Consider the following 25,538-nt stretch of genomic DNA (forward strand, 5'->3'; position numbering starts at 1 on the left):
GCCAGCTTTCTATATAAGAAAGTATTATGATCATGAATTATTGCTAGATATTGATGCGATGGGTCATATTAGCGCAACAATTTTGCACTAAATTAGGGCGATTGCGCGCTGTTCTTGTATGCCATAATTTGAAAATGTCTGAATATGGTGCATTTAACTATGCAAACAGTATAATGGGTTCAGGACAAGGGACCTAAATCATGGATAGTTATAAGCAATTCAATGTTTTAGGTAAGTCTTATAAAGTTGGTATGAGATTTGCTTTATAAATACCAGCAATTAACACGCACTTAACAAGTGCAACAAAATTTCATTGGAGCAAAATGAGCATGGCGAACAAGGTCCTTCAACTCATACAAGAAAGTGGCGCAAAATGGGTCGATTTTCGCTTTACTGATACTAAGGGTAAAGAACAGCACGTGACTTACCCAGCTGATTCTATTGATGAAGATACTTTTGAAGACGGTAAAATGTTTGATGGTTCTTCAATCGCTGGTTGGAAAGGTATTGAAGCATCTGACATGATTTTACGTCCAGATGCAGAAACTGGTTTTGTTGACCCGTTCTTTGCTGAACCAACTGTTGTTGTGACTTGTGACGTTATTGAACCTTCAACTGGTCAAGGTTACGAGCGTGACCCACGTTCGATTGCTCGCCGTGCAGAAGAATACTTAAAATCTACAGGTATCGGTGATACTGCATTCTTTGGTCCAGAACCAGAATTTTTTGTATTTGACGAAGTGAAGTGGGACATCGATATGTCTGGCGCTCGTCATACATTAATCGCTGAAGAAGCTGCTTGGTCTACTGGTAAAGATTACGAGTCAGGTAACTCTGGTCACCGTCCACGTGTTAAAGGCGGTTACTTCCCAGTTCCTCCGGTTGATTCTTCACAAGATATGCGTGCAGAAATGTGTGCGAAAATCGAAGACATCATGGGCCCAGGTCGTGTAGAAGTGCATCACCACGAAGTTGCTTCTTGCCAATTAGAAATTGGTGTGAGCTTCAATACACTTGTACGCAAAGCTGACGAAGTTCAACAGTTCAAATATGCTGTTTGGAACGTTGCGCACCAATATGCAAAAACTGCAACCTTTATGCCTAAACCAATGGTAGGTGATAACGGTTCTGGTATGCACGTTCATATGTCTATCTCTAAAGATGGCAAGAACTTGTTTGCTGGTGATGAATATGCAGGCCTTTCTGAAATGGCATTGTACTTTATCGGTGGTGTTATCAAGCATGCTCGTGCATTGAATGCAATCACAAACCCATCTACAAACTCATACAAGCGTTTGGTTCCTCACTTCGAAGCACCAATCATGCTTGCTTACTCAGCGCGTAACCGCTCTGCGTCTATCCGTATTCCATACGTTTCTAGCCCTAAAGGTAAGCGTATCGAAGCTCGTTTCCCAGACCCAATGATGAACCCGTACTTAGGTTTCGCTGCATTGTTAATGGCTGGTATCGACGGTATTCAAAACAAGATCCATCCGGGCGAAGCTGCTGATAAGAACTTGTATGATCTTCCTCCTGAAGAAGAAGCAAAAATCCCAACAGTTGCTCATAGCTTAGATATGGCTCTTGAAGCACTTCAAGCAGATCACGAATTCTTGTTAAAAGGCGGCGTGTTCACTAAAGAAATGCTTGATGCATACATCGAACTTAAAACTGAAGATGTCCGTCGTCTTAACACGACTACTCACCCAGTTGAATTTGATATGTACTACAGCTTGTAATACGTATTTTGTAAAAAAGCCTGCTTATGCAGGCTTTTTTATTGCTCAGAATGTTGATTGAATTCTCTACGTTTTTTATCAAAAAATTGGGGTAAACTAAGTGCGAGTTTTCATGTGAGCAGATTATGCGTAAACGGCAACCAGTACTTAAACAGGAAAAGACTTTAAATCCTGAGTTGAAAACATGGTTGTATGCGTCCGGTTCTCTGACTCAACAATTGACTGATCTTGGTGATGGCCAGTTCAGTGTAAAACCTTTTAAAGAACACTTTCAGCGTTTAACTTTTGCAGATAGCCAATGGATGAATATACCTCATACTCACACCTCATGGGTGCGCGAGACTTATTTATATGGCAGTGAGGTAGAGCCATGGGTGAAAGCAAAAAGTATTTTTCCTATTCTAAGCCTACAAAAAAAAGCCCGCATATTTCAGCACATTGGTTCTAAGCCGATTGGACGTTTCCTATTTCAAAGAACGACACCACTTTGTGACCGCCGTGTCATTCGTTTGCCAGAAGGGTGGACGCGACAAAGTTGCTATACTTGGCATGGGTGTAAATTTATTGTTCAAGAAACATTCTTACCGGCTTTTGAAGCTTTTTTAAATCAGCAGAACGACAAGGAACTACTATGACGACTGCAACAGATACCACATGGCGTCAGCGTTTAGAAGCATACTATTATCTATGTCGATTTGATAAGCCGATTGGAACAGAACTGGTCTTTTGGCCAACCATGTGGGCACTTTGGGTTGCGGCAGAAGGAATGCCGCCATTGCATATTCTTTTGGCAATGGTCTTAGGTACAATTTTTATGCGTGCTGCTGGTTGTGCCATTAATGACTTTGCGGACCGTAAAGTAGACGCACATGTTGAACGCACTAAAACACGTCCATTAGCAACTGGGGTAATTCGTCCGAGAGAAGCAATATATGTATTTTTAGCTCTAGTATTTGCTAGTGCTTGTACTTTGTTTTTTTTACCTATAGCGACATTCTATTGTGCACTAGGTGGTTTGGTTTTGGCATTTATATATCCCTTTATGAAAAGGTATACGCACTTACCTCAAGTTGTTTTAGGTATGGCGTTTTCTTGGGGAATTCCGATGTCATTTACTGCGATGGGTAAGCCTTTAGATATAACGTGCTGGCTTCTTTATTTTGGTAATCTAGCTTGGACAGTCGCTTATGACACTCAATATGCCATTACTGACCGTGAATATGATTTAAAGATTGGTGTGAAATCTACAGCTATTCTTTTTGGTCGATATGACATCCAGATTATTGCGCTTTTACAAGCAACCAGTCTTGTTTTGATTGGTTCGGCACTGTATTTAGAAAATATTTTATTTCCATGGGCGATCATTGCTTTGATTGTTGTTGCATTCGATTTTATATATCAAACAATTAAAACTAAAGACCGCAACCCTCAAGTCTGTTTTTGGGCATTCCGTCACAATCGCTGGGTTGGATTAATCATTTTTCTGGGAATAGTTTTAAATTTCATATAGTAAAAATGACCGTAAGGTTGAAAAGTATTCTATGCAGAGCACTTTTTTTATGTCTTAATATTTGTGCATAAAAATGTGCGGAATAAATAACACATAACATAAAAAGGATATTTTATGAAACGGTCAAAAATTGCTTTAGCTATAACATTATCGGTTTCAGCATTATTTCTTGCAGCATGTAATGACGATGATGATGACTATACTGGTGTGAACCCTGATAAAACTTATGTTTCTGAAAAAGCCTATTCTAAGGATAGTTTAGAGGGTGCTTCATCTATAAAAGTCATGACCTATAACATGGTCAATGTACAAGGGAAAACAGCAGAAGCAACCGCAATAGTAATGTTCCCTAAAATTGCTCAACCTAAAGATGGTTATCGTGTAGTTGTATGGGAACACGGCACTGTAGGTGTAGGGGATAGTTGTGCCCCAAGCAACAATACGATTAATCCACGTTTCAAAATTTTAGCCGATACATTATTGGCAGCTGGTTATGTCGTGATTGCTCCAGATTATGAAGGTTTAGGTACTCGAGGGATGCATCCATACCTTAATTTGGGAAGTGAGGCTAAATCTGCAATTGCAGCAGTTAAAGCTGCGAAGGATCATTACGGTAGTCAGTTGAATAGTTCATGGATGTCAATTGGGCAGTCTCAAGGTGGTCATGCTTCATTAGGAACAGCTGAATTTGCTAATAATGACAGTAACTATAAAGGAGCGGTTGCAACTGCTCCAGCTTCCAGCCTTGGCGATATTATTTCTATAGTTGCTCCGCAAGCAATTAAAGATATTCTTCAGAAAGAACAGGCTGGTACTGTACCAGTTGGTACGGCTGTAGAAGTGTATGCTGAGCTACTCGCATATGCTGCATACACTACCGTAGGTATTACTGCTTATGAGCCTAAATTTAATTATCGTGAAATTTTCCAACAACGCTCTCAAAGTATAGCTGAGTTCGCAGAAGGCACAACTGGTGAGAATGGCGTATGTTTACCTGATTTACATAATAAATTTGCAGACGATATTCGTGATTTTCTTGCGACTAATGCTGGTAAAACAGTTCTAGATTATCCTGGTTTAGCCGGTAATTTCCAAGAAAATCCAACGGTGAAAAAATTCTTGGTAGACAATCAGCCAGCCACTAAAAAAATTAATTCCCCAGTCATGATTGTTCAGGGTACTGCTGATATGGCTGTACCATATCCTATCACTGAAGGATTGCAAAATAGGCTTAAAGACAAGGGAACTGATGTGACATTTGTGCCTGTTGTAGGCGCTGCTCATACTCAAGCGATTGTATGTAGAAATGCTGAGATTTATCAATTTGTTCAATCTAAGATGCCTGCTAAAACAAATATTGTGCTTGATCCATCAGTAATAGATGCAAGTAAGAATTTCGAATGTACTGGAGTAGCACAATAATTTTTTGTATTTAAAATATTCAAGTTAAAAGGGTCCTAAAGAGGGCCCTTTTTTTGTTATATTGTTACGCACTCTGAAATCGATACCGTTTGAGGTTGAAGTACTTATGAACCAGCAACCTGTTGAAAAAAAATCTGTTCCTTGGTTATTAATGGGATTAGGTTTACTTATTCCTTTTCTGATTATTGGAATTCTTTTCTTGGCTGCAAAAAGTGATGCTAAAACTAAAAAACAATATGAGCAGCAACGTCTAGAAATGGCAAAAAGAATAGCTGAGAAAGAAGCAACAAATTCTGAAAAGAAATAACACTAGCTTTCTAATGAATATCCTTCTGTAGCTGACGTACAGTCGGAATACTTGTGTAGCGTTTTACAAGGTAACCTGCTTCTGTGAGCATTTGATCACGAATACGATCTTCTTCCGCTTTTTCAAGGTGAGAAGGGTCATCTAGTTCAATTATGGCGATCACTTCCATCTTGTCGTTGAGCACAACAAAGTCAGTAACTTTTCGGTTGAACTGACTACGAATTTTATAGTCCTTACTGGTAATTAAAGCGCTAAAAGCCACTTGTGCTAAAACATGATAACTTGGAAAACTTTGTTTTAAACGGATAAACATTTGAGTTTCAAAGTTGGTAATAACAGGACGAGCAAAGAATTTTTGTTTTGGAAATAAATACGGACGTAAACAAATAACAAGAAAAATGCAGGTGCTTACGCAACCTAAAACAATAAAAAATAAGTGACTCGATTCGAACATGTGAAGGCATCATATAAATAAAAACCCACTCATTATGAGTGGGTTTTTAAGAATCTTGGCTCTCCAACCTGGGCTCGAACCAGGGACCTGCGGATTAACAGTCCGTCGCTCTACCGACTGAGCTATTGGAGAATCTGGAAAAGGATTTTAGGCAGGAAAGAGGGCTGGGTCAAGTCTTAATAATGGAATTAGTGAGAATATCTATTCGTTTGGTTTAAAAATATTCGAAACATTGATTTAATTAAAAATAATAGAAAAACTTTAAATGATTAGAAAAGAAAAAGCCCGCAATAGATGCGGGCTTTTAGAATCTTGGCTCTCCCACCTGGGCTCGAACCAGGGACCTGCGGATTAACAGTCCGTCGCTCTACCGACTGAGCTATGGGAGATTAGTAGATGGCTCTCCAACCTGGGCTCGAACCAGGGACCTGCGGATTAACAGTCCGTCGCTCTACCGACTGAGCTATTGGAGAATCTGATGCGCATTTTATGGATGAAATCTAAAAGCGTCAATAAGAATATTAAAGAAAATGAATCGTTTGCTTGATTAATACGCTTTTTTAGTATTAAAAATAAAAAAACCACCCAAAATAGGGTGGTTTTTTATAAAGAAATAAAATTATTTCTCTACACCAGCTGGTTGACCTGCAAGTTTCGCATTTGCATAGTCCCAGTTCACAAGGCTTTCTAAGAAAGTTGCGATGTATTTAGGACGTAAGTTACGGAAATCGATGTAGTAAGCATGTTCCCATACGTCAATTGTTAATACAGCAATTTGACCATGTGCAAGTGGGGTGTCTGCATTAGAAGTTTTAGTAATAGATAATTTACCGTTTACTTCATCAGCAACTAACCAAGCCCAACCTGAACCGAATTGAGTTGTTGCAGCAGCAGTAAATTCTTCTGCAAATTTTTCGTAGCTACCAAAAGCTTCGTCAATTTTAGCAGCGATTGCGCCAGTAGGCTTACCACCACCATTTGGCTTCATAGAATTCCAATAGAATGTATGGTTCCAAACTTGAGCAGCGTTATTGAAAATACCAGCTTTAGATGTATCACCAGCAGTTGCTTGGATGATTTCTTCTAAAGTTTTACCTTCAAGGTCAGTTCCTTTGATTAAGTTGTTTAAGTTAACAACATAGGTATTGTGGTGTTTATCGTGATGGTATTCTAAAGTTTCTTTACTAATATGTGGCGCTAAATCATCATAGCCATATGGAAGTGCAGGTAAAGTAATGGTTGTCATGTTCCTATTCCTTGCATTTGCTGGGTTATACAATTAAGTGGCTCTATTGTAAATGATTCTGTTCACAATAGGGCATCGTTTTAAAGAACTATACACAATAAAGATCTAATTAATACGCATAACACAGATTGAAAAAAAGACTTAATTAAATCGGATTATTCAATTCAAAATATTCAGATTCAATTGAAAACTGTTTTGAAATTGCTTGGGCTAAACGTTGAACTCCGTAGCGTTCAGTTGCATGGTGACCACATGCAAAATAGTGAATGCCTAATTCTTTTGCTTCATAGAAAGTCCGTTCACTGACTTCACCTGAAATATAAGCATCGCAATTTTGCAAAGCCGCTTTAGCAATAAAATCTTGCGCGCCACCCGTACAAAAGCCTACTTTTTGAATACTTTGCTTCTCGGCTGGTAAATGAATTACTTTAAAATCAAAGCTATCTTGTAATTTTGATTTAAACTCTTCAATAGAAACAGCTTGCTCTAAATATCCAATATTTCCAATTGGATGCTTTTCGGCTAAATCGAGTGGCTCTAAATGGTGTAAGCCCAATTTTTCTGCAATGGCGACATTGTTACCCAAACTTGGATGTGCATCTAAAGGCAGGTGGTAAGTCACGAGTGAAATATTATTTTGAATGAGTTTTTTAATGCGGTTGCCTCGCATTCCTGTAATTGGGTACGGTTCGCCTTTCCAAAAATAACCATGATGTACGAGTAATAGATCGGCATTTTGAGCAATCGCTGCATCAATTGCATCTTCTGACGCAGTAACGGCACAAACGATACGTTTTACTTCAGTTGAACCTTCAATTTGCAGGCCATTTGGTGCGTAATCTTTAAATTCTGCTGCTTTTAAGGTTTGGTCGCACCACTGAATAATTTCATGCAAATTCGCCATGATATTTCCTGAATTGAGTAGTAAATAATTGCTAAAGCTATAGAAACATATTTTGTTGTGTAACTAAAGCTAGACAAATCTTTTTTGAGTTTTTTATGTATATCGACATATTTAATTTAAAATGCTTAACTGAAAACTCTTTTTGTTCAATATATTAATTTAATTAAAAACTTCTTTGCGTAGAGGATATGAACGTGCGCCGCACCTTTACATGGTTACCTTGGGTGTTACTTATTATTGTAATTGCCAGTTTTATTGCATGGCAAAAATACCATCAGCCGAAACCAACTGTTGCAGTTGATGGGGTGCAAATGCCTGCTGAGAAAGTTGAACCACTGGTTAATACTTCACGAACGGGTGGGGTGGTGTCTTATAGTGCAGCGGTAAAAGTTGCAGCTCCAGCAGTCGTCAATATTTTTACGACCCAGAAAGTTAAACAAAATCATCCATTGTTAAGTGATCCAGTATTCCGCGAATTTTTTGGAAATCAGGTTCCTGAACAACAACAGCAAAATGAAAATAGTCTAGGCTCTGGGGTTATTGTACGTGCTGATGGTTATATTCTTACCAATAATCATGTAATTGCTCAGGCCGACCAAATTGTAGTTGCATTACGTGATGGACGCCGTGCAGAAGCAACTATTGTTGGAACAGATCCAGATACGGATTTAGCTGTAATTAAAATCGATTTAGATAAATTACCTGTATTGCCATTTAAGTTGAGTGGGAATGAAGTGGGTGATGTTGTCTTGGCGATTGGTAACCCATTTGGAGTAGGGCAAACGGTAACTCAAGGTATTATTTCTGCTACCGAACGCTCCGATTTAGGCATCAATACCTATGAAGATTTCATTCAAACAGATGCTGCAATTAACCCAGGTAACTCAGGCGGAGCTTTAATTGATGTCGCTGGTAACCTCATTGGGGTAAACACTGCTATTTTCTCTCAGTCAGGTGGCTCTTTAGGCATTGGTTTCGCAATTCCAGCTAAAATCTGCCAACAAGTATTAAACTCGATTTTGAAAGATGGTCGCGTTGTACGTGGATGGTTAGGCATTAGTTTAGTGCCACCTACACAAGAAGATGTATTAGCACCGAAACAACAAATTGGTGTTTTGGTTGCAGATGTCTTGAAAAATGGGCCAGCAGCTTCAGCCGGTATAAAAGTCGGTGATAAGATTGTTCAGGTAAATAATCAACCAATCACTTCGGCATCTCATTTGATTAATTATGTTGCATTACAAGCGCCTAATAGCGAAATTAATGTAATGATTGAGCGAGCTGGGAAGCAAGAAAACTTTGTGGTAACAGTTGGTGAAAGAAAAAACCAAAATAGTCAATCTCAATTTATACCGTTACCTAAACAATAGAGACAAAAAAGCCTCGTAATGAGGCTTTTTTATTGGCTTAAATTAAGAATGTGTAGGGGTTTGATGTTGATGTTTGAACTCAGTTAAAGCATCAATGCGATATTGAATTAACATTTCACCAATTTCAGCACCCTTAATGTTCTCTGGTAAGTCCTGAACTTTAATAGAGCGAACCACTTGCATTGCATCTAACATATATTGAGCTTGAGGATAGGGACGATCTTCTAAGCCTAGTCTTCCTTTAGCATCGCACTCACATGCCTGCACAAAAGCTTCCACTCTCTCAGGACGACGTAATACATCAAGACGTTGTAATAAACGCCATACAGTTCCTGGTTTTAACGACATAATCTGATGACATTTTAAGTGTTCTTTACACACCGATAAAGCCAACTGTCGAGTTTGAGTTGGAACCTTTAAACGTTCACATAATTCGGTAACGGGTTTCACTCCGCGTTCTTCATGCATGATATGGCGAGGAAGTTCGTTAGCTGGAGTTAATGCTTTACCCAAATCATGTACTAAAACAGCAAACCGAACATCAAGCGAGTAGTTTGATTTACACGCTTGCTGTAAAGACATGAGGGTATGTATGCCGCAATCTACTTCGGGGTGATATTCTGGACGCTGTGGTACACCAAACAATGCATCAATTTCAGGGAAAAGATGTTTTAAAGCACCGCAATCCCGTAATGTCTGAAAATAAATATCTGCATGATCTTCTAAAAGAGCGCGTGACGTTTCTTTCCACACACGTTCTGGTGTTAAGGCGTCAAGTTCACCTGATTCCGCCATCGTTTGCATGAGTTGTAAGGTTTCAGGTGCAATATGAAAGCCATATGAAGAATATCGAGCTGCAAAACGTGCGACACGTAAAACACGTAAAGGATCTTCAGCAAAAGCTTCTGAAACATGTCGTAAGGTTTTATTTTCTAAATCAGTCTGACCGCCATAGGGATCATATAATTTGCCATCTTGATCCATTGCTATGGCATTGATGGTTAAATCACGACGAATTAAATCTTCTTCTAAACTTACTGTGGTATCAGTAAAAAACTGAAAACCGTGATAGCCCTTACCGGACTTTCGTTCAGTACGTGCAAGTGCATATTCTTCTTTAGTTTCAGGATGAAGAAACACAGGAAAATCTTTGCCTACAGGTTGAAAACCTTGGGCGAGCATATGTTCAGGTGTTGCTCCGACCACAACATAATCTTTTTCTTGATAGGGATGCCCAAGTAGAGAATCTCGGACGGCACCGCCTACTAAATACACTTGCATGAAAAAACCTCTATTCTTCAAGCAATCATGCTACAGAATAGAGGTTTTCTCAAGTCATTAGATAGGCTTTTCGTAAAAAGCTCTTTCTAAATTATTTTTCTAATTGCTGGATTTCAGCAACAGTTAAAGCAGTCATATTGATAAGACGACGAGTTGTTGCTGTCGGTGTCAAAATATGAACAGGTTTTGCTGCACCAAGCAAAATTGGACCAATAGTAACGTTATTACCAGAAGTTGCTTTTAACAAGTTAAATGAAATATTTGCTGCATCTAGATTTGGCATAATGAGCAAGTTTGCAGAACCTTTAAAACGCGAACCTGGGAACGCAAATTGACGAATATTTTCGTCTAATGCTGCATCACCATGCATTTCACCTTCAACTTCAAGCTCAGGAGCTTGCTCAGATAAAATACGGTAAACTTCACGCATTTTTTGAGCGCTTGAATCGGTTTGGTCGCTACCAAAACTTGAATGAGAAAGCAGGGCTACACGTGGAGTAATACCAAAGCGACGTACTTCTTCAGCTGCCAAAATAGTCATTTCAGCAAGTTGTTCAGCAGTCGGGTTAGTGTTTACATACGTATCTGCGATAAACAAGTTACGATCTTCAAGCATTAATGCATTTAATGTGAAGAAGTTGTTCATGCCTTCTTTAAGGCCAATAACATTGCGTACAAAGTCAAGGTGAATGTTATAGCTACTATACGTACCACATAACATACCATCTGCTTTGCCAAACTTAACGAGAAGAGCCGCGATTAAAGTCGAACGGCGACGAGCTTCACGTTGAGCATATTCAACAGTGATACCTTTGCGTTGCATTGTCTGATGGTAGTCTTTCCAGAACTCTTCATACAATGGATTTTGTTCTTGATCAACAATCTCAATATTTACGCCATGTTGTAAACGGAGGCCTAATTTTTTGATATTTGCTTCAATTACAGCAGTACGACCTACTAAAATTGGTTTAGCTAAATCTTCATCAACAGCAATTTGTACTGCACGTAATACACGTTCGTCTTCACCTTCCGCATATGCAATACGCTTTGGATCAGCTTTTGCTTGAGCAAAAATTGGTTTCATCAAGAATGCAGAGTTATATACAAACTCAGACAATTTTTGACGATATACAGCGAAATCTTCGATAGGACGAGTTGCTACACCTGAGTCCATTGCAGCTTTAGCAACCGCTGGTGCAATTTCTAAAATTAAACGTTGATCAAGTGGGCGTGGAATTAAATAGTCACGACCAAATGAAGCAGATTTTTCACCATATGTTGCTGCATCAGCTTCAATGTGAGCCATACGCGCAATTGCATGTACACATGCAATTTTCATATCTTCATTAATGGTAGTTGCACCAACGTCAAGTGCACCACGGAAAATGTATGGGAAACATAATGCGTTGTTTACTTGGTTTGGATAGTCAGAACGACCAGTTGCCATAATGACGTCAGAGCGTACTTCATGTGCATGTTCAGGTAAAATTTCTGGATCTGGGTTTGCCAAAGCAAAAATAATAGGGTTCTCAGCCATCTGTTTCACCATTTCTTTGGTGAGAATACCAGCAGCAGAAAGACCCAAGAACATATCAGCGCCAGTCATTACTTCATGAAGCTGAGATGCTGTAATATCTTGAACATAACGTTTTTTAGATTCATCAAGCCCTTCGCGAGAAGTCGTTAATAGACCACGAGAATCGGCAACAATAATATTTTCTTTTTTAGCACCAAGCGCACAAAGCAAGTCTAAACATGAAAGTGCTGCTGCACCTGCACCTGAAGCTACGATTTTGATTTCATCAATTTTCTTATTTACAAGTTGCAATGCATTGAGCAAAGCTGAACCTACAATAATACTTGTACCATGTTGATCGTCATGGAATACAGGAATTTTCATGCGTTCACGAAGTTTCTTTTCAATATAGAAACATTCTGGCGCTTTAATGTCTTCGAGGTTGATACCACCGAAAGTTGGCTCAAGAGAGGCAACAATATCGACGATTTTATCTGGATCGTTTTCTGCAATTTCGATGTCAAATACGTCAACACCAGCGAACTTCTTGAAGAGAACGCCTTTACCTTCCATTACAGGTTTAGAAGCCAATGGGCCAATATTACCTAAACCAAGAACAGCGGTACCGTTAGTGACTACAGCAACCAAGTTTCCGCGTGCTGTATATTTAGCAGCAGTTGAAGGATCACGTTCAATCTCTAAACATGGCGCAGCAACTCCGGGTGAGTAGGCTAAAGCCAAATCTCGTTGGTTGACAAGTTGCTTACTTGGGGTGACGCTGATTTTCCCTGGGTTTGGATATTCATGGTAATTTAAAGCGGCCTGTTTTAAAGATTGATCGTCCATCTGAGTCTCTATTTGATACAAAAAAGCAAACTAGTCAAATCACTCATTCAGGGGAAGGCAACTCGGTTCTTTTACTATGCTTTAATTTTTATCAATTAAGAGAATAGTAGACGAATTGCCAATAGCCCTGTAGTGAGCTAAATGCTAAAGAATATAACACTACTTCTTTATTTCTCACAGTCAAAAACGCTCATTTTTGGAAAAAGCAGCATATGTAAAAATCGACCGTTTGAACAACTAAGAAATATGCGAATTTGTTTGTAGATAAGGAATAATCTGCTCAGCAGGGATAGGGCGACTAAAGAAATAGCCTTGTAAAAAATCACATTGCTGTTTTTGTAGATAGGCAACTTGTTCCTCTGTTTCTACGCCTTCGGCAACCAGTTTAAGCCCCATACTTTTACCCATTGCAATCATGGCATTTACAATCGCTTCTTGTTTGTGATCACCGATTTTAGAAATAAAAGCGCGATCAATTTTTAATACATCAATTGGGTATTCTGTCAGATACGCTAAAGATGAATAGCCTGTACCAAAGTCATCTAGGGCGATTGAAATATCTCGTTGTTTTATCGCATGTAATAACGTTTTGACGTTATCAGTATTATCTAAGAGAGCCGACTCAGTAATTTCAAGTTCGAGATCTGCACCTTGTATATTATATTTCTGCAAAATTTCATCAATATCATTGAGTAATAAGCCTCGATGTATTTGCTGGGCAACAATATTTACAGAGACTTGAATATTTGCGTAGCCTGCGTTTTTCCATTCTTGTAATTGTTTTCCAACTTTATCTAAAACGACTTTGCCAATATCTGAAATCAGGCTACTACGCTCAGCAAAAGGTATAAACATATTAGGCATTACTAATCCTTTTTCGGGATGTTGCCAACGAATTAATGCTTCAAAACCTATAATTAATTGATCTTGTAGACTAATTTTGGGCTGGTAATAAATGACAAATTCATTATTTTGAATGGCCTTACGTAACTCTTGTTCTAAGTCAGCAGTTTTATATGGATGTTCTGCTTTATTGCAATAGTAAGAAATGGTATTGCCTCCTAAGCGTTTTGCTTCTGAAAGTGCTTGTTCTGCATGGTTGTTAAGATGATCAATTTGTCGGCCATGCTCAGGAAAGCATGCAACACCGATAGATGCCGTAATAAAATATTCGTGATTATCAATATAAAAAGGTGCGTTAAGTGCTTGTAAGATATTTTGGCAATATTGCTCAATATTTGGATGAATTGGAGAAATTTCATAAATAATTGCGAAATCGTCACTATTTAAATAAGCAACCAAAATTGCATTAATATTGATTAAGCGTAATCTTTGTGCAAACTGTTTAAGAAGTTCATCACCACTATCATTATTTAAAAACTCATTGAAGGCGCGAAAACGGTCAATGTTTACTCGTATTAATGCTAAGTTTTTAATGTTATATGAAGGATTTACAAGATATTGATGTAGTTGATTGTAATAGTAAAGGCGATTAGGCAAGTGGGTGAGACTATCGTAATTTTTCAAATAAGATAGATGCTGTTCTTGACGTTTTTGCTCAGTGAGATCACGTGCAAATCCAATATAATTAGTAATTTGATTGAACTCATCTTTGACTACATTGATGTGCAACCACAAATATACACTTTTACCAGAACTAAACTTTTCATCAAATTGGCCCATATATTCTCCAGTTTCGAGGAGCTGCTGGGTAATTGAGGTATGAAATTGTTGTTGGAGTTCTTTTTGATTAATTGTAATGCTAAACAATTCTTTATTTAGAAGTTCTGTTTTAGAAAATCCGGTTAATTTTTCATAGTAAGGATTAATATCAATATAGTTCAGGTGCTCATCTAAGATAAATATGCCTTCCGCCGCTTGTTCAAGCACAATTGCCGATAGTCGTAAGTGTTCTTGATCTTTTTTCTCTTGATGTATGTCTCGGGTCATACCAACCATTCGAAGCGCTTTTTGTGTTTTGGAATCTCTCGTAATGACACGACCCACATCCTGAATCCATCGCCATGAACCGTCTCGACGTAAAATTCTGAAATTAATATTAAAATGATCTGTAGTTCCTTCCAGATGTTGCTTTAAACGTTCTTCAAAAAGTTTTTTATCACTTGGATGTACGCGGTCTAAAATGCTATTGAGATGAATAACGGTCGTCTGTGTTTGCTTTTGTTGATCGAAAAACGTAATTTCTAATTTTTGATTTTCAATATCCCAGTCCCAAGGCCGAATGCCTGCCGTTTCATGTGCAAAAGCTAAATTGTAGTGATGGTTTTCGAGTTGCTCATTCATTTTGGTGAGATCGTAAGTGCGTTCACGTACCTTTTGTTCAAGCAAATGGTTATTAAACTGAAGCTGTGCTTCAATATCTTTAGATTTATTCACTTCTTGTTGAAGCTGTACACATAACTCTTCAGCCCACTGAGTGTGCTGATCTGAAATTTGAACAAGCTGTTTATTTTTAAATAATAGTTGAGAGATCTTTTGATAGTTACGTTGAGTTGCGTAAGCACAAAAGACCGTTGCTACAAAAGCAAAGTTGTATGCGAAATAAAAAGGTAGTTGAGTAATAGGTGTGTGTGTGAATTGAGCCATTAATAAGGGCAATGTACTTGGGATAAACAGAAAATAAAAATATCGAGGCTGTTGAGTAAGAAAAGTAAGACCAATGATATGAGCTGACGTGATAAACAACGCAATTAAAATATGCGTATCTGGTACTGAAACTAACTCGGGCGGAAGATAAAAATGAATAATTATAATGTTTATCCCAAGTAAAATACCTGAAATGAAACAAGTACCTTGCAGGATAAGATCTGTTTTTTTTATAAAATTAGTCGTACGGTAGTGCGGTAAGATGTTTGGAGTAAATAATAAACAAATAAGAGTTAAGACGGTAACGCCGATAGACCAAGTAAATATTGTTATTGCAGTTGAAAAATAATACGCAAAAATAGCATATGAAATTAGACAGAGTAGTATTAAGCTAATTAAATACCAGCGTATATGTTGAATTGAAAGTTTTAGCTGCTCAATTTTTATTTGATGCTGTAAATATTCTTCCTGAAGCCCAGACATAAGATTTTTCTATCCTATTTTTTTACATATATACAGAAAGAATCTGATTTATCAGTAATAAAGAATTTGAAATTTTATTCATACAACAAAAGTAAATTAACTTTAAATAGCGATTTAATCAATGTTCAATGAACTTAGGTGGATAAAAACCGATAATTTAAAATTGATAAAGCAACGACAGGCGCAGTTTCTGTACGTAAAACACGGTCACCAATACACCAGTTCATAAAACCAGCTTGATTCGCTTGAGTAATTTCATTTTCGCTTAAACCGCCTTCTGGTCCAATCAATAAGGCAAGTTCAGGTTGTATACCAGCTAATACATCTTTTTGTTCTTTTTCTGGGGCTAAAACAAATTTTGAAGCGGGCAGTTGAGTAGAGCTTAGCCATTCACTTAGAGAAATGGGCGCTAACACTTCTGGAACGATGTTAAGACCACATTGTTCACAAGCTGCAATTGCTACAGCTTGCCAATGATCTAATTTTTTTTGATCTCGGTCATACTTTAAGCGCATTTCACAGCGGTCGCTTGTAAGCAATTGAATTTGACTTACCCCAAGTTCAGTTGCTTTCTGAATGGCATAATCCATTCGGTCACCTTTACTCATGACCTGACCAAGAATAGCTTTAAATGGAGCGCTGCGGTTATTGGGGTTAAAATTCTCAATCGTGATAAATGCATTTTTTTTATTAATTTCGGTCAGTGTCGCGAGATATTCACCACCTTGACCATTAAAGAGAATAGCTTGTTCTTGTAATTGTGCACGTAAAACACGCACCCAATGATGAAATACTGATTCAGTTAGTTGAATTGTTGAACCAACTGTAAGTTCAGTTTCGATAAAAAAACGATTCATTGGGTACGCCTTACAAAATTAATTTAAACCAAGATCAACGACGAGTTGACGAGTTGGTTCGACTTGATTCATTGAATAGAAATGTAAGCTTGGTGCACCACCTGTAATCAGGCGTTCACATAGTTTAACAACAACTTCATGACCAAAAGCTTTAATACTCTCACTGTCATCACCATAGGCTTGTAATTGTTTACGAATCCAGCGAGGAATTTCTGCACCAGTACCATCAGCAAAACGAATTAAGTTGCTGGCATTGGTAATAGGCATGATGCCAGGAGCCACCGGAATATAAACTCCAGCTTTTTCTAAGCGCTCCATGAAATAAAAGTATGAGTCTGGATTAAAGAAGAATTGAGTAATTCCTGCATTAGCGCCAGCTTGTACTTTTTCAATAAAACGTTGGATATCTGAATCAAGGTTCTCAGCTTGAGGATGCATTTCTGGATAAGCTGCAACTTCAATATGAAAATGATCACCTGAATGCTGACGAATGAAGCGTACTAAATCCTGAGCATACGGAAGTTCGCCCAGTCCGACTTGGCCAGAAGGCAAATCACCTCGTAGAGCGACAATACGGTTAATGCCTTGCGCTTTATAGAGGTCGAGTAGCTCAGCAATACGCGCTTTATCATCACCAATACAAGAAAGGTGAGGAGCAACTGGTGTACCTTTGCCATTGAAATCGTCAATAGCAGCAAGAGTACGTTCACGAGTAGAACCACCAGCACCATAGGTAATCGAGAAGAAATCTGGATTTAAGGGTTGTAATTCTTGATGAACAATACGAAGTTTTTCAGCACCGGCATCAGTTTTCGGTGGGAAAAACTCAAAAGAAATGGGTATCCGTTTAGTCATGTCAAATCCTTGTAAACAGCGAAACAATATTTTTAGAAAAAAGGGCAGTCGGTTCACCGTCTGCCCTTAAGTTCTTAGTATTTGTAAGCGTCAGACTTGAATGGTCCCTCAACAGCAACACCTAAATAGCCAGCTTGCTCTTGAGTTAATTGAGTAAGTACACCACCAAAACCTGCAACCATTGCCGCAGCAACTTCTTCGTCAAGTTTCTTAGGAAGAACTTCTACACGAATTTTTGCAGTTTTTTCGTTTGCAGGAAGGTCAGCAAATTTCTCTTGGAATAAGTGAATTTGACCTAACACTTGGTTAGCAAAAGAACCGTCCATCACGCGTGATGGGTGACCAGTTGCATTACCTAGGTTTACAAGGCGACCTTCAGAAAGAAGAATGAGGTAGTTATTTTCATCTTCAGAACGATAAACTTGGTGAACTTGTGGCTTAACTTCAACCCACTTGTAACCACGTAAGTAAGCAGTATCAATTTCCGTGTCGAAGTGACCGATGTTACATACAACTGCACCAGCTTTTAAGCTATCTAACATTGCAGCATCACATACGTGGTAGTTACCAGTAGTAGTTACAACAAGGTCAGTGTTGCCAAGTAAGTCTTGGTTAATATCTTCTTTTTTGCCTGTTTGTACGCCATTTTTGTATGGAGATACAACTTCATAGCCGTCCATACATGCTTGCATTGCACAAATTGGGTCAACTTCAGTTACACGAACGATCATGCCTTCTTGACGTAAAGATTGAGCAGAACCTTTACCAACATCACCATAACCGATCACAAGCGCACGGCGACCAGACAAAAGCATGTCAGTTGCGCGTTTGATTGCATCATTTAATGAGTGACGGCAACCATATTTGTTGTCGTTTTTAGACTTAGTAACTGAGTCATTTACGTTGATTGCAGGTACTTTCAAAGAACCGTCTTTCCACATTTCGATAAGACGTTGAACACCTGTTGTGGTTTCTTCAGTAATACCATGAATGCGTTCTAAAAGAGCTGGATATTTGTCATGAACAAGAGCAGTTAAGTCACCGCCGTCATCCAAGATCATGTTGGCATCCCAAGGTTGACCATTAACATTAACTTGTTGTTCAAGGCACCACATATATTCTTCTTCAGTTTCACCTTTCCAAGCAAAAACTGGAATACCGCGAGCAGCAATTGCAGCAGCAGCATGGTCTTGAGTTGAGAAAATGTTACATGAAGTCCAACGAACTTCAGCACCTAATTCAATAAGCGTTTCAATAAGAACCGCTGTTTGAATGGTCATATGAATACAACCAAGGATTTTTGCACCAGCGAGTGGTTTAGACGCTGCATAACGTTTACGTAAACCAATTAAAGCTGGCATTTCTGCTTCAGCAAGTTTGATTTCTTTACGACCGTAGTCAGCAAGTGAGATGTCAGCAACTTTGTAATCTGTAAATGAAGCATTAACCGCGTTCATCAGGATCTCCTAGGGAAAAAATAGTATGGATCGTTCTGTTCGCGGATGCCGTTGTTGGTTAAAACGAGTGTTTAACCGATTGTCGAGCCTGGCAAATTGATCTTTAGTGCCGATCACTTGTCGCAGCATCCCTCGACTAGCGAAACATTGTACTTGGAAAAGCTTTTAGTGCCAATCCAGTTTTGTTTATTATCTGCTTAATTACGACTTTAGATTTAAATTATGGCCTTAAATATTCCCGAATCTTTGGCAAACCTCGAAGCGAATAGCGGTGTTTTTGCGGTTTGGATGGTACTTCGGCATCATGGGGTTCAAATTGATATTTCCGAGCTTATTCAAATTTGTCGATACGATGAAGACGGCACCTATACAATTGCCTTGGCTGTTGCTTTAAAGAAATTTGGGTTTGATGTGTCATTTTATTCGGATAAAGATCCAAATATTAGCCCAAGCGAGCGCATGAGTTATAAAGAAGCAAATGTATTGAAAATACCAACGAGCCCAGCGTTAAGCTATCAGGATATTCAAGCTGCAATTCAAAATGGAAAAATGGTCATTGTCTATTACGACACTTTAGCAGGAGTGGGGAACCAGTCACTTGTATATTCTATAGATCAAAATGAAATCTGCTTTTTTGATAGTTTTGAACCGATGTCAGCGGCAGTCTTTGAAAAGCAACGTCAAGTGGAAGGCATTTGTCGTCAGGCTATCGTGATTGATGATCGTAATTTTCAGATGCATTCAATCAAATTAAATTAGATAAAAAAGAGCCAGTAGAGTGCTGGCTCATATTAAAGTTATTTTTGTTGATATTCTTGAATTATTTCTAAAGCAGCACGAAAAGCCTCTTGTGTAGCAGGCGCACCGCAATATGGCAGGCTATGTAATAACGTTTCTTGAATTTCTTCAACTGTACAGCCATTGTTGAGCGCACCACGAACATGTCCTTTGAGTTCAGTTGGTGACTTAAGTGCAGTTAACATTGCCAAAGTAATTAATGAACGATATTTGCGCGGTAATACGCCTTCACGTTGCCAAGTTGAACCCCATGCATGTTCATTAATCCAGTCTTGCAATGGCTGGGTAAACGGAACAGTATTGTCTTGCGCACGTTTTACAAAAGTCTCTCCCATCACTTCGGTGCGAACTTTTAATCCATTTTCGTAATCTTGCTTAGACATTAATTTCTCCTAAAAATAAAAGCGTCGATTGACGCTTTTATGGCTGTTTATTAATTAATGCGAATCAAAAGTGATTGCAATAGTGAATTAGTGGAGGCATCAGTCACTAAATTTGATGAGGGTTCGATAAAGGAAGATCTTTATCTAAATTTTCATCAAAAACATCTGTAAGCATGCTGTCGAATCGAATTGCGTTGTATTGCAATAATTGTTGAGCTTCGCTTTCAGAAATGAAACCTTCTTTTGTAGCGTGTTCAATATTCTCTTCGAAAGTAAGTCCTTTAAATTTCCCTTTAGATTCAGCTTTTTTAAACTTATCCCAAAGTGGTTCAAGGGTTCGTAAAATTTGGAATGCATGTTCTAAACGACCAGTCACATCATCGGCTTTGGTTGAATAAAATACGTGATGTTTGAGTTGTTCTCTAAAAGGATGCTCTTGCATCATGAGTTCAGCAACTTGCTTTTTTAACTCATCATCGGGTTTCGAAATCACACGACCAAAAGGGAAACAGATCCATTTCACAAATGCTGCGGGAAGTTTAGCTGGGAAGTTTTCAAATAAACCCCAAAATGCTTCCTGAATATTCAAGAAAGCTTTTTGCAGAGCTAATTTAGCGTGAAGTTGTTCAGCTTCAGTCTTTTGACCAGCTTCATAAAATTTTAAAATCGCAGTAGAAATAAAGAGGTGGGCATGAATATCGGCCAAACGACCTGACAACATTTCTTTGCGTTTTAAGTCTCCGGCAAGTAAGCCAAGTGACATATCTGCAACCAAAGCAAAATTGGCGCTAAAACGGTTAATTGTTTTATAGTAAATGGCAGTAAATTGATCTACTGACTGCGGAGCATCGCTTGAGCCACCTGTCCAACCATAAGCAAATGATTTTGCTCCGCGGTTAAAGGTATAGGCTAAATGTTTAAATAACAGGTCATCGAATTTTTTAACTGAAGTGCTTTTATCTTCTGACTGAAGTAGTTGTAACTCTTCAAAAAGATAAGGATGACAACGCATTGAACCTTGACCAAAAATCATCAATGAACGAGTTAAAATATTTGCGCCTTCGACTGTAATTGCAATTGGAATAGCTTGATAGGTAAGTGCAAGGAAGTTGCGTGGTCCAAGTTGAATTGCACGTCCTCCGGCAATATCCATTCCGTGATTAACCACTTTACGCATCGTTTCAGTTGCATAGTATTTTGCCATGGCAGTCATCACGGCGGGTGTTCCCCCTTGATTTAGACCACACGTAACTAAATAACGGAATGCTTCAAGCATATAAGCATCACTTGCAATTTCACTGGTCGCTTCTTGGACACCTTCAAATTTACCAACAGAGATATTAAATTGCTGGCGAATTTTCGCAAAAGCTCCCACAGTTAAATAGCTCATTTCACCTGCAGCGGTTGCTAGGGCTGGAAGGGAAATACCACGGCCAACGCCTAAGCACTCCATCAGCATTCGCCAGCCTTTACCGGCATTTTCTTGCCCACCAATAATCCAGTCAATTGGAATAAAAACATCTTCTCCTTCTACGGTTCCATTCATAAATGGAGAACCTGGGAAATGACGTGCTCCTATTTTTACGCCTGCATGGCTTGCAGGAATTAATGCACAGGTAATACCGTATTCGGTTTTATTCTTATCGCCGAGTAATCCTTCAGGGTCATACAGTTTAAATGCAAGACCTACGACTGTGGCAATTGGGGCAAGCGTAATCCAGCGTTTAGAGAAATTCATGCGCAGGCCAAGAACTTGAGCACCTTCATATTCGCCGTAACAAACAACGCCTGAATCTGGAATGGCACCTGCATCTGAACCTGCTTCTGGACTGGTTAAACCAAAGCAAGGAATTTCTTCACCTTTGGCAAGGCCGGGCAGATACTGCTGCTTTTGTGCATCTGTACCGTAATGCATGAGCAGCTCACCCGGTCCCAACGAGTTTGGAACCATACAACTCACCGCGGTGGTGAGTGAGCGTGAAGCAATTTTGCTCATAATGCGACTTTGTGCGAATGAGCTAAATTCTTTACCACCAAACGATTTCGGAATAATGAGGCCTAAAAAACCTTTATCTTTAATAAATTGCCAAACTTCAGGAGGGAGATCTTTTAAGTGATGATGAATTTCCCATTCATTTAGCATGCTACAAAGCAATTCAACTTCATTATCAATGAAACTTTGCTCTTCTTCTGACAACGTTGGGTAGGGATACTTTTCAAATTGAGACCAATCAGGTGCTCCCATAAATAACTCTTTTTCCCACCAACTGGTACCAGCCTCTAAAGCCTCTTGTTCTGTGGTACTAATGCTCGGCATTGAATTCGCTAAAGTCTTATAAGCAGGCTTGGTAATCAGGTTAAACCGTAATGGTTCAACTAAAATAATGATGCTGAGCGCAATAATTGGAATACCTAAAAGCAGAGACCACGGTGTTAGCAAGAATGCCGAAAGTATGGCAATAATAATGGCCACACCGCTACCAAGAACTTTATTTAAGTTAAAATAGAAAATTGCCCATACTGCAATAAGCTGAATAATAATACTTAATATAAAGAGTAGGAAAATCATACTTGCTCCTTACTAGATAAGCCCTCAGGTGGATGACGTTACAAAAGCGAGGAGATATTTAAGGCTTAACTAGCTGTTTAGTTGCTGTTTAAATTTGAGTTTTTATGTCGCAAATATTGATGTATATGCTAGAGCAGGGATATATCGTACTTTTAGGTATAAGATATTTTTGAGTGAAAGTGTAAGGCGTTATTTTATTGATTTGTCAAGAAATGTTATTGATTTTCTTATACAAATAAAAAGCCCTCTGTGTTAGAGGGCTTTTATAGATATTTAATTTATTAAGCTTCGACGGTTTGAACAGCAATTTTTTTAGCTGGATCTACTTTACGACGAACTTCTGGTACTGGCTCACCATGGTATTGACGGTCAGCAAAGTAACTTGAACGAACCATTGGCGCAGACCAAATATTTCTAAAGCCAAGTTTGCGGCCATGCTCTGCATAACGTTCAAACTCTTCTGGCGTTACAAAGCGGTCAATTGGCGCGTGTTGCTTAGAAGGCTGTAAATATTGACCAATAGTGACATAGTCAACATCGTGAGCGCGTAAATCATCAAGTAATGCAATGACTTCTTCTTCAGTTTCACCAATACCAACCATCAAACCACATTTTGTTGGAATGTCTGGACAATATTCTTTAAACATTTTAAGTAAGGTTAAAGAATGTTGATAGTCTGAACCTGGACGCATTGCTTTATATAAGCGAGGTACAGTTTCAATGTTATGGTTAAATACGTCTGGCGGACATTCGGTCATAATGCGTAAAGCAATATCCATACGTCCACGGAAGTCAGGTACTAAAATTTCAAGCAATGTAGTCGGGCTAAGCGCACGAGCTTCTTTAATACAGTCCACAAAATGTTGTGCACCGCCGTCAAGCAAGTCATCACGGTCAACCGAAGTAATTACTGCGTACTTGAGTTTCAGATTGGAAATGGTTTCCGCCATGTGACGAGGTTCGTCAGCATCTAAGGCATTTGGACGACCATGTGCAACATCACAGAAAGGGCAACGACGTGTACAAATATCGCCCATAATCATGAATGTTGCCGTACCGCCACCAAAACATTCTGGGAGGTTAGGACAAGCTGCTTCTTCACAAACGGTATGGAGTTTTTGAGCACGTAAAGTCGTTTTAATACGCTGAACTTCTTCTGGTGCCGTCATCTTGACACGAATCCAGTCAGGTTTACGCGGCACTTCAACCGTAGGTACAACTTTTACAGGAATTCTTGCGACTTTTTCTGCGCCACGAAGTTTTACACCCTGTTCAGGTTTACGGTGTTCTGACATATTTAACTTTTCCACTCGTTTATAGAGACATTGACATTGTATTATAGCGAAGTTCTTCAGTTAATAGCGGAAAATAACTATTCATATAATAAATGTGGTTATTCAGAAATATAGGGTTGAGAAATACATAAATTCACCGCATATTAGTCATAATCTATTATAAAATATGGTCATTCAAGAGAGGAAGGAGCTTTCAATGCCACGTAAAAAAGAGGTCGTTAGTGGGAATTTCGTTAAATACGATGCGGTAGTTCTCGGTTCTGGACCTGCAGGTGAAGGCGCGGCAATGAAGCTTGCAAAAGCGGGTAAGCGTGTTGCAATTGTAGATGTGCGTGATCAACTTGGTGGTAACTGTGCCCACGTAGGGACAATTCCAAGTAAAGCATTACGTCAAACAGTTTCTAGTATTATTCGCTATCAACGTGATCCAATGTTTCAAAAAGTAGGTGAATGGAAACAGTTCACCATGAAACAGGTGTTGCGTAATGCTCATAAAGTGATTCAACAACAAGTTGATACACATACACGTTTTTATGACCGTAACAAGATTGGTGTCTTCCACGGGCGGGCATATATTCAAGATAAAAATACAGTTTTAGTTTTCAGTCATGAAGGCATTAAAGAAACGATTATCTGTAAACAGGTTGTGATTGCGACAGGTAGCCGTCCTTATCATCCACAAGGTCTTGATTTTGACCATCCTCGCGTATTCGATTCAGATAAAATTCTTGATCTTGATTACTCAATTCAAAAAATCATCATTTATGGCGCTGGTGTTATTGGCTGTGAATATGCCTCAATCTTTATTGGTTTAGATCATAAAGTTGACTTGATTAACACACAGCAAAAACTATTAAGCTATTTAGATGATGAAATTGCTGATGCTTTGTCTTATCACTTACGCGAACAAGGTGTATTGATTCGCCACAATGAACAAATGGACCATCTTGAAACGTTTGATGATCACGTTGTTCTACATTTACAAAGTGGTAAAAAGATTAAAGCCGATGCGATTCTTTGGTGTAATGGTCGTTCAGGTAATACAGAAGGCTTAGGTCTTGAGAACGTTGGATTAGTTCCAAACAACCGTGGTCAACTTTCAGTAAATGATCAATACCAGACTGAAGTTGAAAACATCTATGCTGCTGGTGACGTTATTGGTTGGCCTTCACTAGCTTCGGCTGCTTATGACCAAGGGCGCTGTGCTGGCGCAAACATGAGTGGTGAAGATGCTAAACCAGTACGTGATATTCCTACAGGTATTTATACCATTCCGGAAATCTCATCAATTGGTAAAAATGAACAGGAATTAACGGAAGAGAAAATTCCGTATGAAGTGGGTCAAGCTTCTTTCCGTCATTTAGCTCGTGCACAAATTACAGGTGATACGGTAGGCGAGTTAAAGATTCTTTTCCATCGTGACACTATGGAAATTTTAGGTATTCACTGTTTTGGTAATAACGCTGCTGAAATTATCCACATTGGGCAAGCAGTTATGCACAGCCCAAACAATACCTTGAAATATTTTGTTGAAACGACATTTAACTATCCAACAATGGCTGAAGCATATCGCGTAGCTGCGCTCAACGGTATGAATCGCTTATTTTGATTTTAAATAAGTTTTTAAGAAAAGAGCCCG

At 38.8% G+C, this 25,538-nt stretch carries 20 protein-coding genes and 3 tRNA genes; 8 read left to right on the forward strand and 15 right to left on the reverse strand.

Going from position 1 to position 25,538, the window contains the following annotated elements; translation table 11 throughout:
* The first annotated feature begins 323 nt into the window (after positions 1 to 323).
* The 5 genes from glnA to AC2117_RS05415 all read left to right on the forward strand — a co-directional run bounded on the left by glnA (position 324) and on the right by AC2117_RS05415 (position 4,978).
* Positions 324 to 1,739 (forward strand): type I glutamate--ammonia ligase, encoded by a 1,416-nt coding sequence (glnA, locus tag AC2117_RS05395; RefSeq protein WP_003650573.1) that lies wholly within the window; start codon positions 324 to 326, stop codon positions 1,737 to 1,739.
* Positions 1,740 to 1,864: 125 nt separating this feature from the next.
* Positions 1,865 to 2,374, forward strand: coding sequence for a chorismate--pyruvate lyase family protein (locus AC2117_RS05400; protein WP_133972440.1), 510 nt, complete (start codon positions 1,865 to 1,867; stop codon positions 2,372 to 2,374).
* A complete protein-coding gene (gene ubiA / locus AC2117_RS05405; protein WP_133972442.1) occupies positions 2,371 to 3,249 on the forward strand; it encodes a 4-hydroxybenzoate octaprenyltransferase in 879 nt (292 codons plus the stop codon). Before AC2117_RS05400 ends, ubiA begins: the two co-directional genes overlap by 4 nt.
* A 114-nt stretch (positions 3,250 to 3,363) precedes the next feature.
* Entirely contained in the window at positions 3,364 to 4,671 is a 1,308-nt protein-coding gene (locus tag AC2117_RS05410; protein WP_133972444.1) for an alpha/beta hydrolase family protein, read from the forward strand.
* A gap of 106 nt (positions 4,672 to 4,777) precedes the next feature.
* Positions 4,778 to 4,978 carry a hypothetical protein gene (locus AC2117_RS05415; protein WP_133972446.1) on the forward strand — a complete coding sequence of 67 codons (201 nt, stop codon included), beginning with the start codon at positions 4,778 to 4,780 and terminating at the stop codon, positions 4,976 to 4,978.
* Positions 4,979 to 4,988: 10 nt separating this feature from the next.
* Here the strand turns inward: AC2117_RS05415 and AC2117_RS05420 are convergent, their stop codons facing one another.
* The 6 genes from AC2117_RS05420 to AC2117_RS05445 all read right to left on the reverse strand — a co-directional run bounded on the left by AC2117_RS05420 (position 4,989) and on the right by AC2117_RS05445 (position 7,582).
* On the reverse strand, positions 4,989 to 5,432 hold the full coding sequence (locus AC2117_RS05420) for a DUF2726 domain-containing protein (protein WP_042898000.1): 444 nt from the start codon (positions 5,430 to 5,432) through the stop codon (positions 4,989 to 4,991).
* Between the two features lie 56 nt (positions 5,433 to 5,488).
* Positions 5,489 to 5,564, reverse strand: a tRNA-Asn gene (locus AC2117_RS05425).
* 181 nt (positions 5,565 to 5,745) lie between these two features.
* Positions 5,746 to 5,821 (reverse strand) — tRNA-Asn (locus AC2117_RS05430).
* 8 nt (positions 5,822 to 5,829) lie between these two features.
* Positions 5,830 to 5,905 (reverse strand) — tRNA-Asn (locus AC2117_RS05435).
* Between the two features lie 146 nt (positions 5,906 to 6,051).
* Positions 6,052 to 6,678: a superoxide dismutase gene (locus AC2117_RS05440; protein WP_133972448.1), complete on the reverse strand. Its 627-nt coding sequence runs from the start codon at positions 6,676 to 6,678 to the stop codon at positions 6,052 to 6,054.
* A gap of 145 nt (positions 6,679 to 6,823) precedes the next feature.
* Positions 6,824 to 7,582, reverse strand: coding sequence for a Nif3-like dinuclear metal center hexameric protein (locus AC2117_RS05445; RefSeq protein WP_133972450.1), 759 nt, complete (start codon positions 7,580 to 7,582; stop codon positions 6,824 to 6,826).
* Positions 7,583 to 7,776: 194 nt separating this feature from the next.
* Here AC2117_RS05445 and AC2117_RS05450 point away from each other — a divergent pair, with 194 nt between their 5' ends.
* Positions 7,777 to 8,952 carry a S1C family serine protease gene (locus AC2117_RS05450; RefSeq protein ID WP_133972452.1) on the forward strand — a complete coding sequence of 392 codons (1,176 nt, stop codon included), beginning with the start codon at positions 7,777 to 7,779 and terminating at the stop codon, positions 8,950 to 8,952.
* A gap of 42 nt (positions 8,953 to 8,994) precedes the next feature.
* Here the strand turns inward: AC2117_RS05450 and AC2117_RS05455 are convergent, their stop codons facing one another.
* From AC2117_RS05455 to ahcY, 6 genes are all read right to left on the reverse strand, one after another.
* Positions 8,995 to 10,233 carry a multifunctional CCA addition/repair protein gene (locus tag AC2117_RS05455; RefSeq protein ID WP_133972454.1) on the reverse strand — a complete coding sequence of 413 codons (1,239 nt, stop codon included), beginning with the start codon at positions 10,231 to 10,233 and terminating at the stop codon, positions 8,995 to 8,997.
* Between the two features lie 91 nt (positions 10,234 to 10,324).
* Positions 10,325 to 12,595, reverse strand: a complete 2,271-nt coding sequence (locus tag AC2117_RS05460) for an NADP-dependent malic enzyme (protein ID WP_042897242.1) — start codon at positions 12,593 to 12,595, stop codon at positions 10,325 to 10,327.
* A 237-nt stretch (positions 12,596 to 12,832) separates the two neighbouring features.
* Positions 12,833 to 15,685, reverse strand: a complete 2,853-nt coding sequence (locus AC2117_RS05465) for a putative bifunctional diguanylate cyclase/phosphodiesterase (RefSeq protein ID WP_133972456.1) — start codon at positions 15,683 to 15,685, stop codon at positions 12,833 to 12,835.
* A 134-nt stretch (positions 15,686 to 15,819) separates the two neighbouring features.
* A complete protein-coding gene (locus AC2117_RS05470; RefSeq protein ID WP_075431479.1) occupies positions 15,820 to 16,542 on the reverse strand; it encodes a 16S rRNA (uracil(1498)-N(3))-methyltransferase in 723 nt (240 codons plus the stop codon).
* Positions 16,543 to 16,560: 18 nt separating this feature from the next.
* Entirely contained in the window at positions 16,561 to 17,397 is an 837-nt protein-coding gene (gene metF / locus AC2117_RS05475) for a methylenetetrahydrofolate reductase [NAD(P)H] (RefSeq protein WP_133972458.1), read from the reverse strand.
* Positions 17,398 to 17,471: 74 nt separating this feature from the next.
* Positions 17,472 to 18,854: an adenosylhomocysteinase gene (ahcY, locus tag AC2117_RS05480; protein WP_042897237.1), complete on the reverse strand. Its 1,383-nt coding sequence runs from the start codon at positions 18,852 to 18,854 to the stop codon at positions 17,472 to 17,474.
* 222 nt (positions 18,855 to 19,076) lie between these two features.
* Here ahcY and AC2117_RS05485 point away from each other — a divergent pair, with 222 nt between their 5' ends.
* Positions 19,077 to 19,613 carry a cysteine peptidase family C39 domain-containing protein gene (locus tag AC2117_RS05485; protein ID WP_133972460.1) on the forward strand — a complete coding sequence of 179 codons (537 nt, stop codon included), beginning with the start codon at positions 19,077 to 19,079 and terminating at the stop codon, positions 19,611 to 19,613.
* A gap of 38 nt (positions 19,614 to 19,651) precedes the next feature.
* Here AC2117_RS05485 and AC2117_RS05490 read toward each other — a convergent pair whose 3' ends face one another.
* The 3 genes from AC2117_RS05490 to lipA all read right to left on the reverse strand — a co-directional run bounded on the left by AC2117_RS05490 (position 19,652) and on the right by lipA (position 23,899).
* The gene (locus tag AC2117_RS05490) at positions 19,652 to 20,035 is read right to left on the reverse strand and encodes a carboxymuconolactone decarboxylase family protein (protein ID WP_133972462.1); all 384 of its coding nucleotides are present in this window, start codon (positions 20,033 to 20,035) and stop codon (positions 19,652 to 19,654) included.
* Between the two features lie 106 nt (positions 20,036 to 20,141).
* Positions 20,142 to 22,604 carry an acyl-CoA dehydrogenase gene (locus tag AC2117_RS05495; RefSeq protein WP_133972464.1) on the reverse strand — a complete coding sequence of 821 codons (2,463 nt, stop codon included), beginning with the start codon at positions 22,602 to 22,604 and terminating at the stop codon, positions 20,142 to 20,144.
* Between the two features lie 281 nt (positions 22,605 to 22,885).
* Positions 22,886 to 23,899 (reverse strand): lipoyl synthase, encoded by a 1,014-nt coding sequence (gene lipA, locus AC2117_RS05500; protein WP_004790988.1) that lies wholly within the window; start codon positions 23,897 to 23,899, stop codon positions 22,886 to 22,888.
* A 196-nt stretch (positions 23,900 to 24,095) separates the two neighbouring features.
* Here lipA and sthA point away from each other — a divergent pair, with 196 nt between their 5' ends.
* Positions 24,096 to 25,508: a Si-specific NAD(P)(+) transhydrogenase gene (gene sthA, locus AC2117_RS05505; protein ID WP_017387960.1), complete on the forward strand. Its 1,413-nt coding sequence runs from the start codon at positions 24,096 to 24,098 to the stop codon at positions 25,506 to 25,508.
* Positions 25,509 to 25,538 lie beyond the last annotated feature (30 nt).

The sequence above is a fragment of the Acinetobacter calcoaceticus genome (genome assembly GCF_900520355.1).
Taxonomy (GTDB): domain Bacteria; phylum Pseudomonadota; class Gammaproteobacteria; order Pseudomonadales; family Moraxellaceae; genus Acinetobacter; species Acinetobacter calcoaceticus_C.

Bases quoted from the DNA above. Each gene is read 5' to 3' on its own strand.
- glnA (WP_003650573.1), top strand. From the start codon at position 324: ATGAGCATGGCGAACAAGGTCCTTCAACTCATACAAGAAAGTGGCGCA.
- AC2117_RS05400 (WP_133972440.1), top strand. From the start codon at position 1,865: ATGCGTAAACGGCAACCAGTACTTAAACAGGAAAAGACTTTAAATCCT.
- ubiA (WP_133972442.1), top strand. From the start codon at position 2,371: ATGACGACTGCAACAGATACCACATGGCGTCAGCGTTTAGAAGCATAC.
- AC2117_RS05410 (WP_133972444.1), top strand. From the start codon at position 3,364: ATGAAACGGTCAAAAATTGCTTTAGCTATAACATTATCGGTTTCAGCA.
- AC2117_RS05415 (WP_133972446.1), top strand. From the start codon at position 4,778: ATGAACCAGCAACCTGTTGAAAAAAAATCTGTTCCTTGGTTATTAATG.
- AC2117_RS05420 (WP_042898000.1), bottom strand. From the start codon at position 5,432: ATGTTCGAATCGAGTCACTTATTTTTTATTGTTTTAGGTTGCGTAAGC.
- AC2117_RS05440 (WP_133972448.1), bottom strand. From the start codon at position 6,678: ATGACAACCATTACTTTACCTGCACTTCCATATGGCTATGATGATTTA.
- AC2117_RS05445 (WP_133972450.1), bottom strand. From the start codon at position 7,582: ATGGCGAATTTGCATGAAATTATTCAGTGGTGCGACCAAACCTTAAAA.
- AC2117_RS05455 (WP_133972454.1), bottom strand. From the start codon at position 10,233: ATGCAAGTGTATTTAGTAGGCGGTGCCGTCCGAGATTCTCTACTTGGG.
- AC2117_RS05460 (WP_042897242.1), bottom strand. From the start codon at position 12,595: ATGGACGATCAATCTTTAAAACAGGCCGCTTTAAATTACCATGAATAT.
- AC2117_RS05465 (WP_133972456.1), bottom strand. From the start codon at position 15,685: ATGTCTGGGCTTCAGGAAGAATATTTACAGCATCAAATAAAAATTGAG.
- AC2117_RS05470 (WP_075431479.1), bottom strand. From the start codon at position 16,542: ATGAATCGTTTTTTTATCGAAACTGAACTTACAGTTGGTTCAACAATT.
- metF (WP_133972458.1), bottom strand. From the start codon at position 17,397: ATGACTAAACGGATACCCATTTCTTTTGAGTTTTTCCCACCGAAAACT.
- ahcY (WP_042897237.1), bottom strand. From the start codon at position 18,854: ATGAACGCGGTTAATGCTTCATTTACAGATTACAAAGTTGCTGACATC.
- AC2117_RS05485 (WP_133972460.1), top strand. From the start codon at position 19,077: ATGGCCTTAAATATTCCCGAATCTTTGGCAAACCTCGAAGCGAATAGC.
- AC2117_RS05490 (WP_133972462.1), bottom strand. From the start codon at position 20,035: ATGTCTAAGCAAGATTACGAAAATGGATTAAAAGTTCGCACCGAAGTG.
- AC2117_RS05495 (WP_133972464.1), bottom strand. From the start codon at position 22,604: ATGATTTTCCTACTCTTTATATTAAGTATTATTATTCAGCTTATTGCA.
- lipA (WP_004790988.1), bottom strand. From the start codon at position 23,899: ATGTCAGAACACCGTAAACCTGAACAGGGTGTAAAACTTCGTGGCGCA.
- sthA (WP_017387960.1), top strand. From the start codon at position 24,096: ATGCCACGTAAAAAAGAGGTCGTTAGTGGGAATTTCGTTAAATACGAT.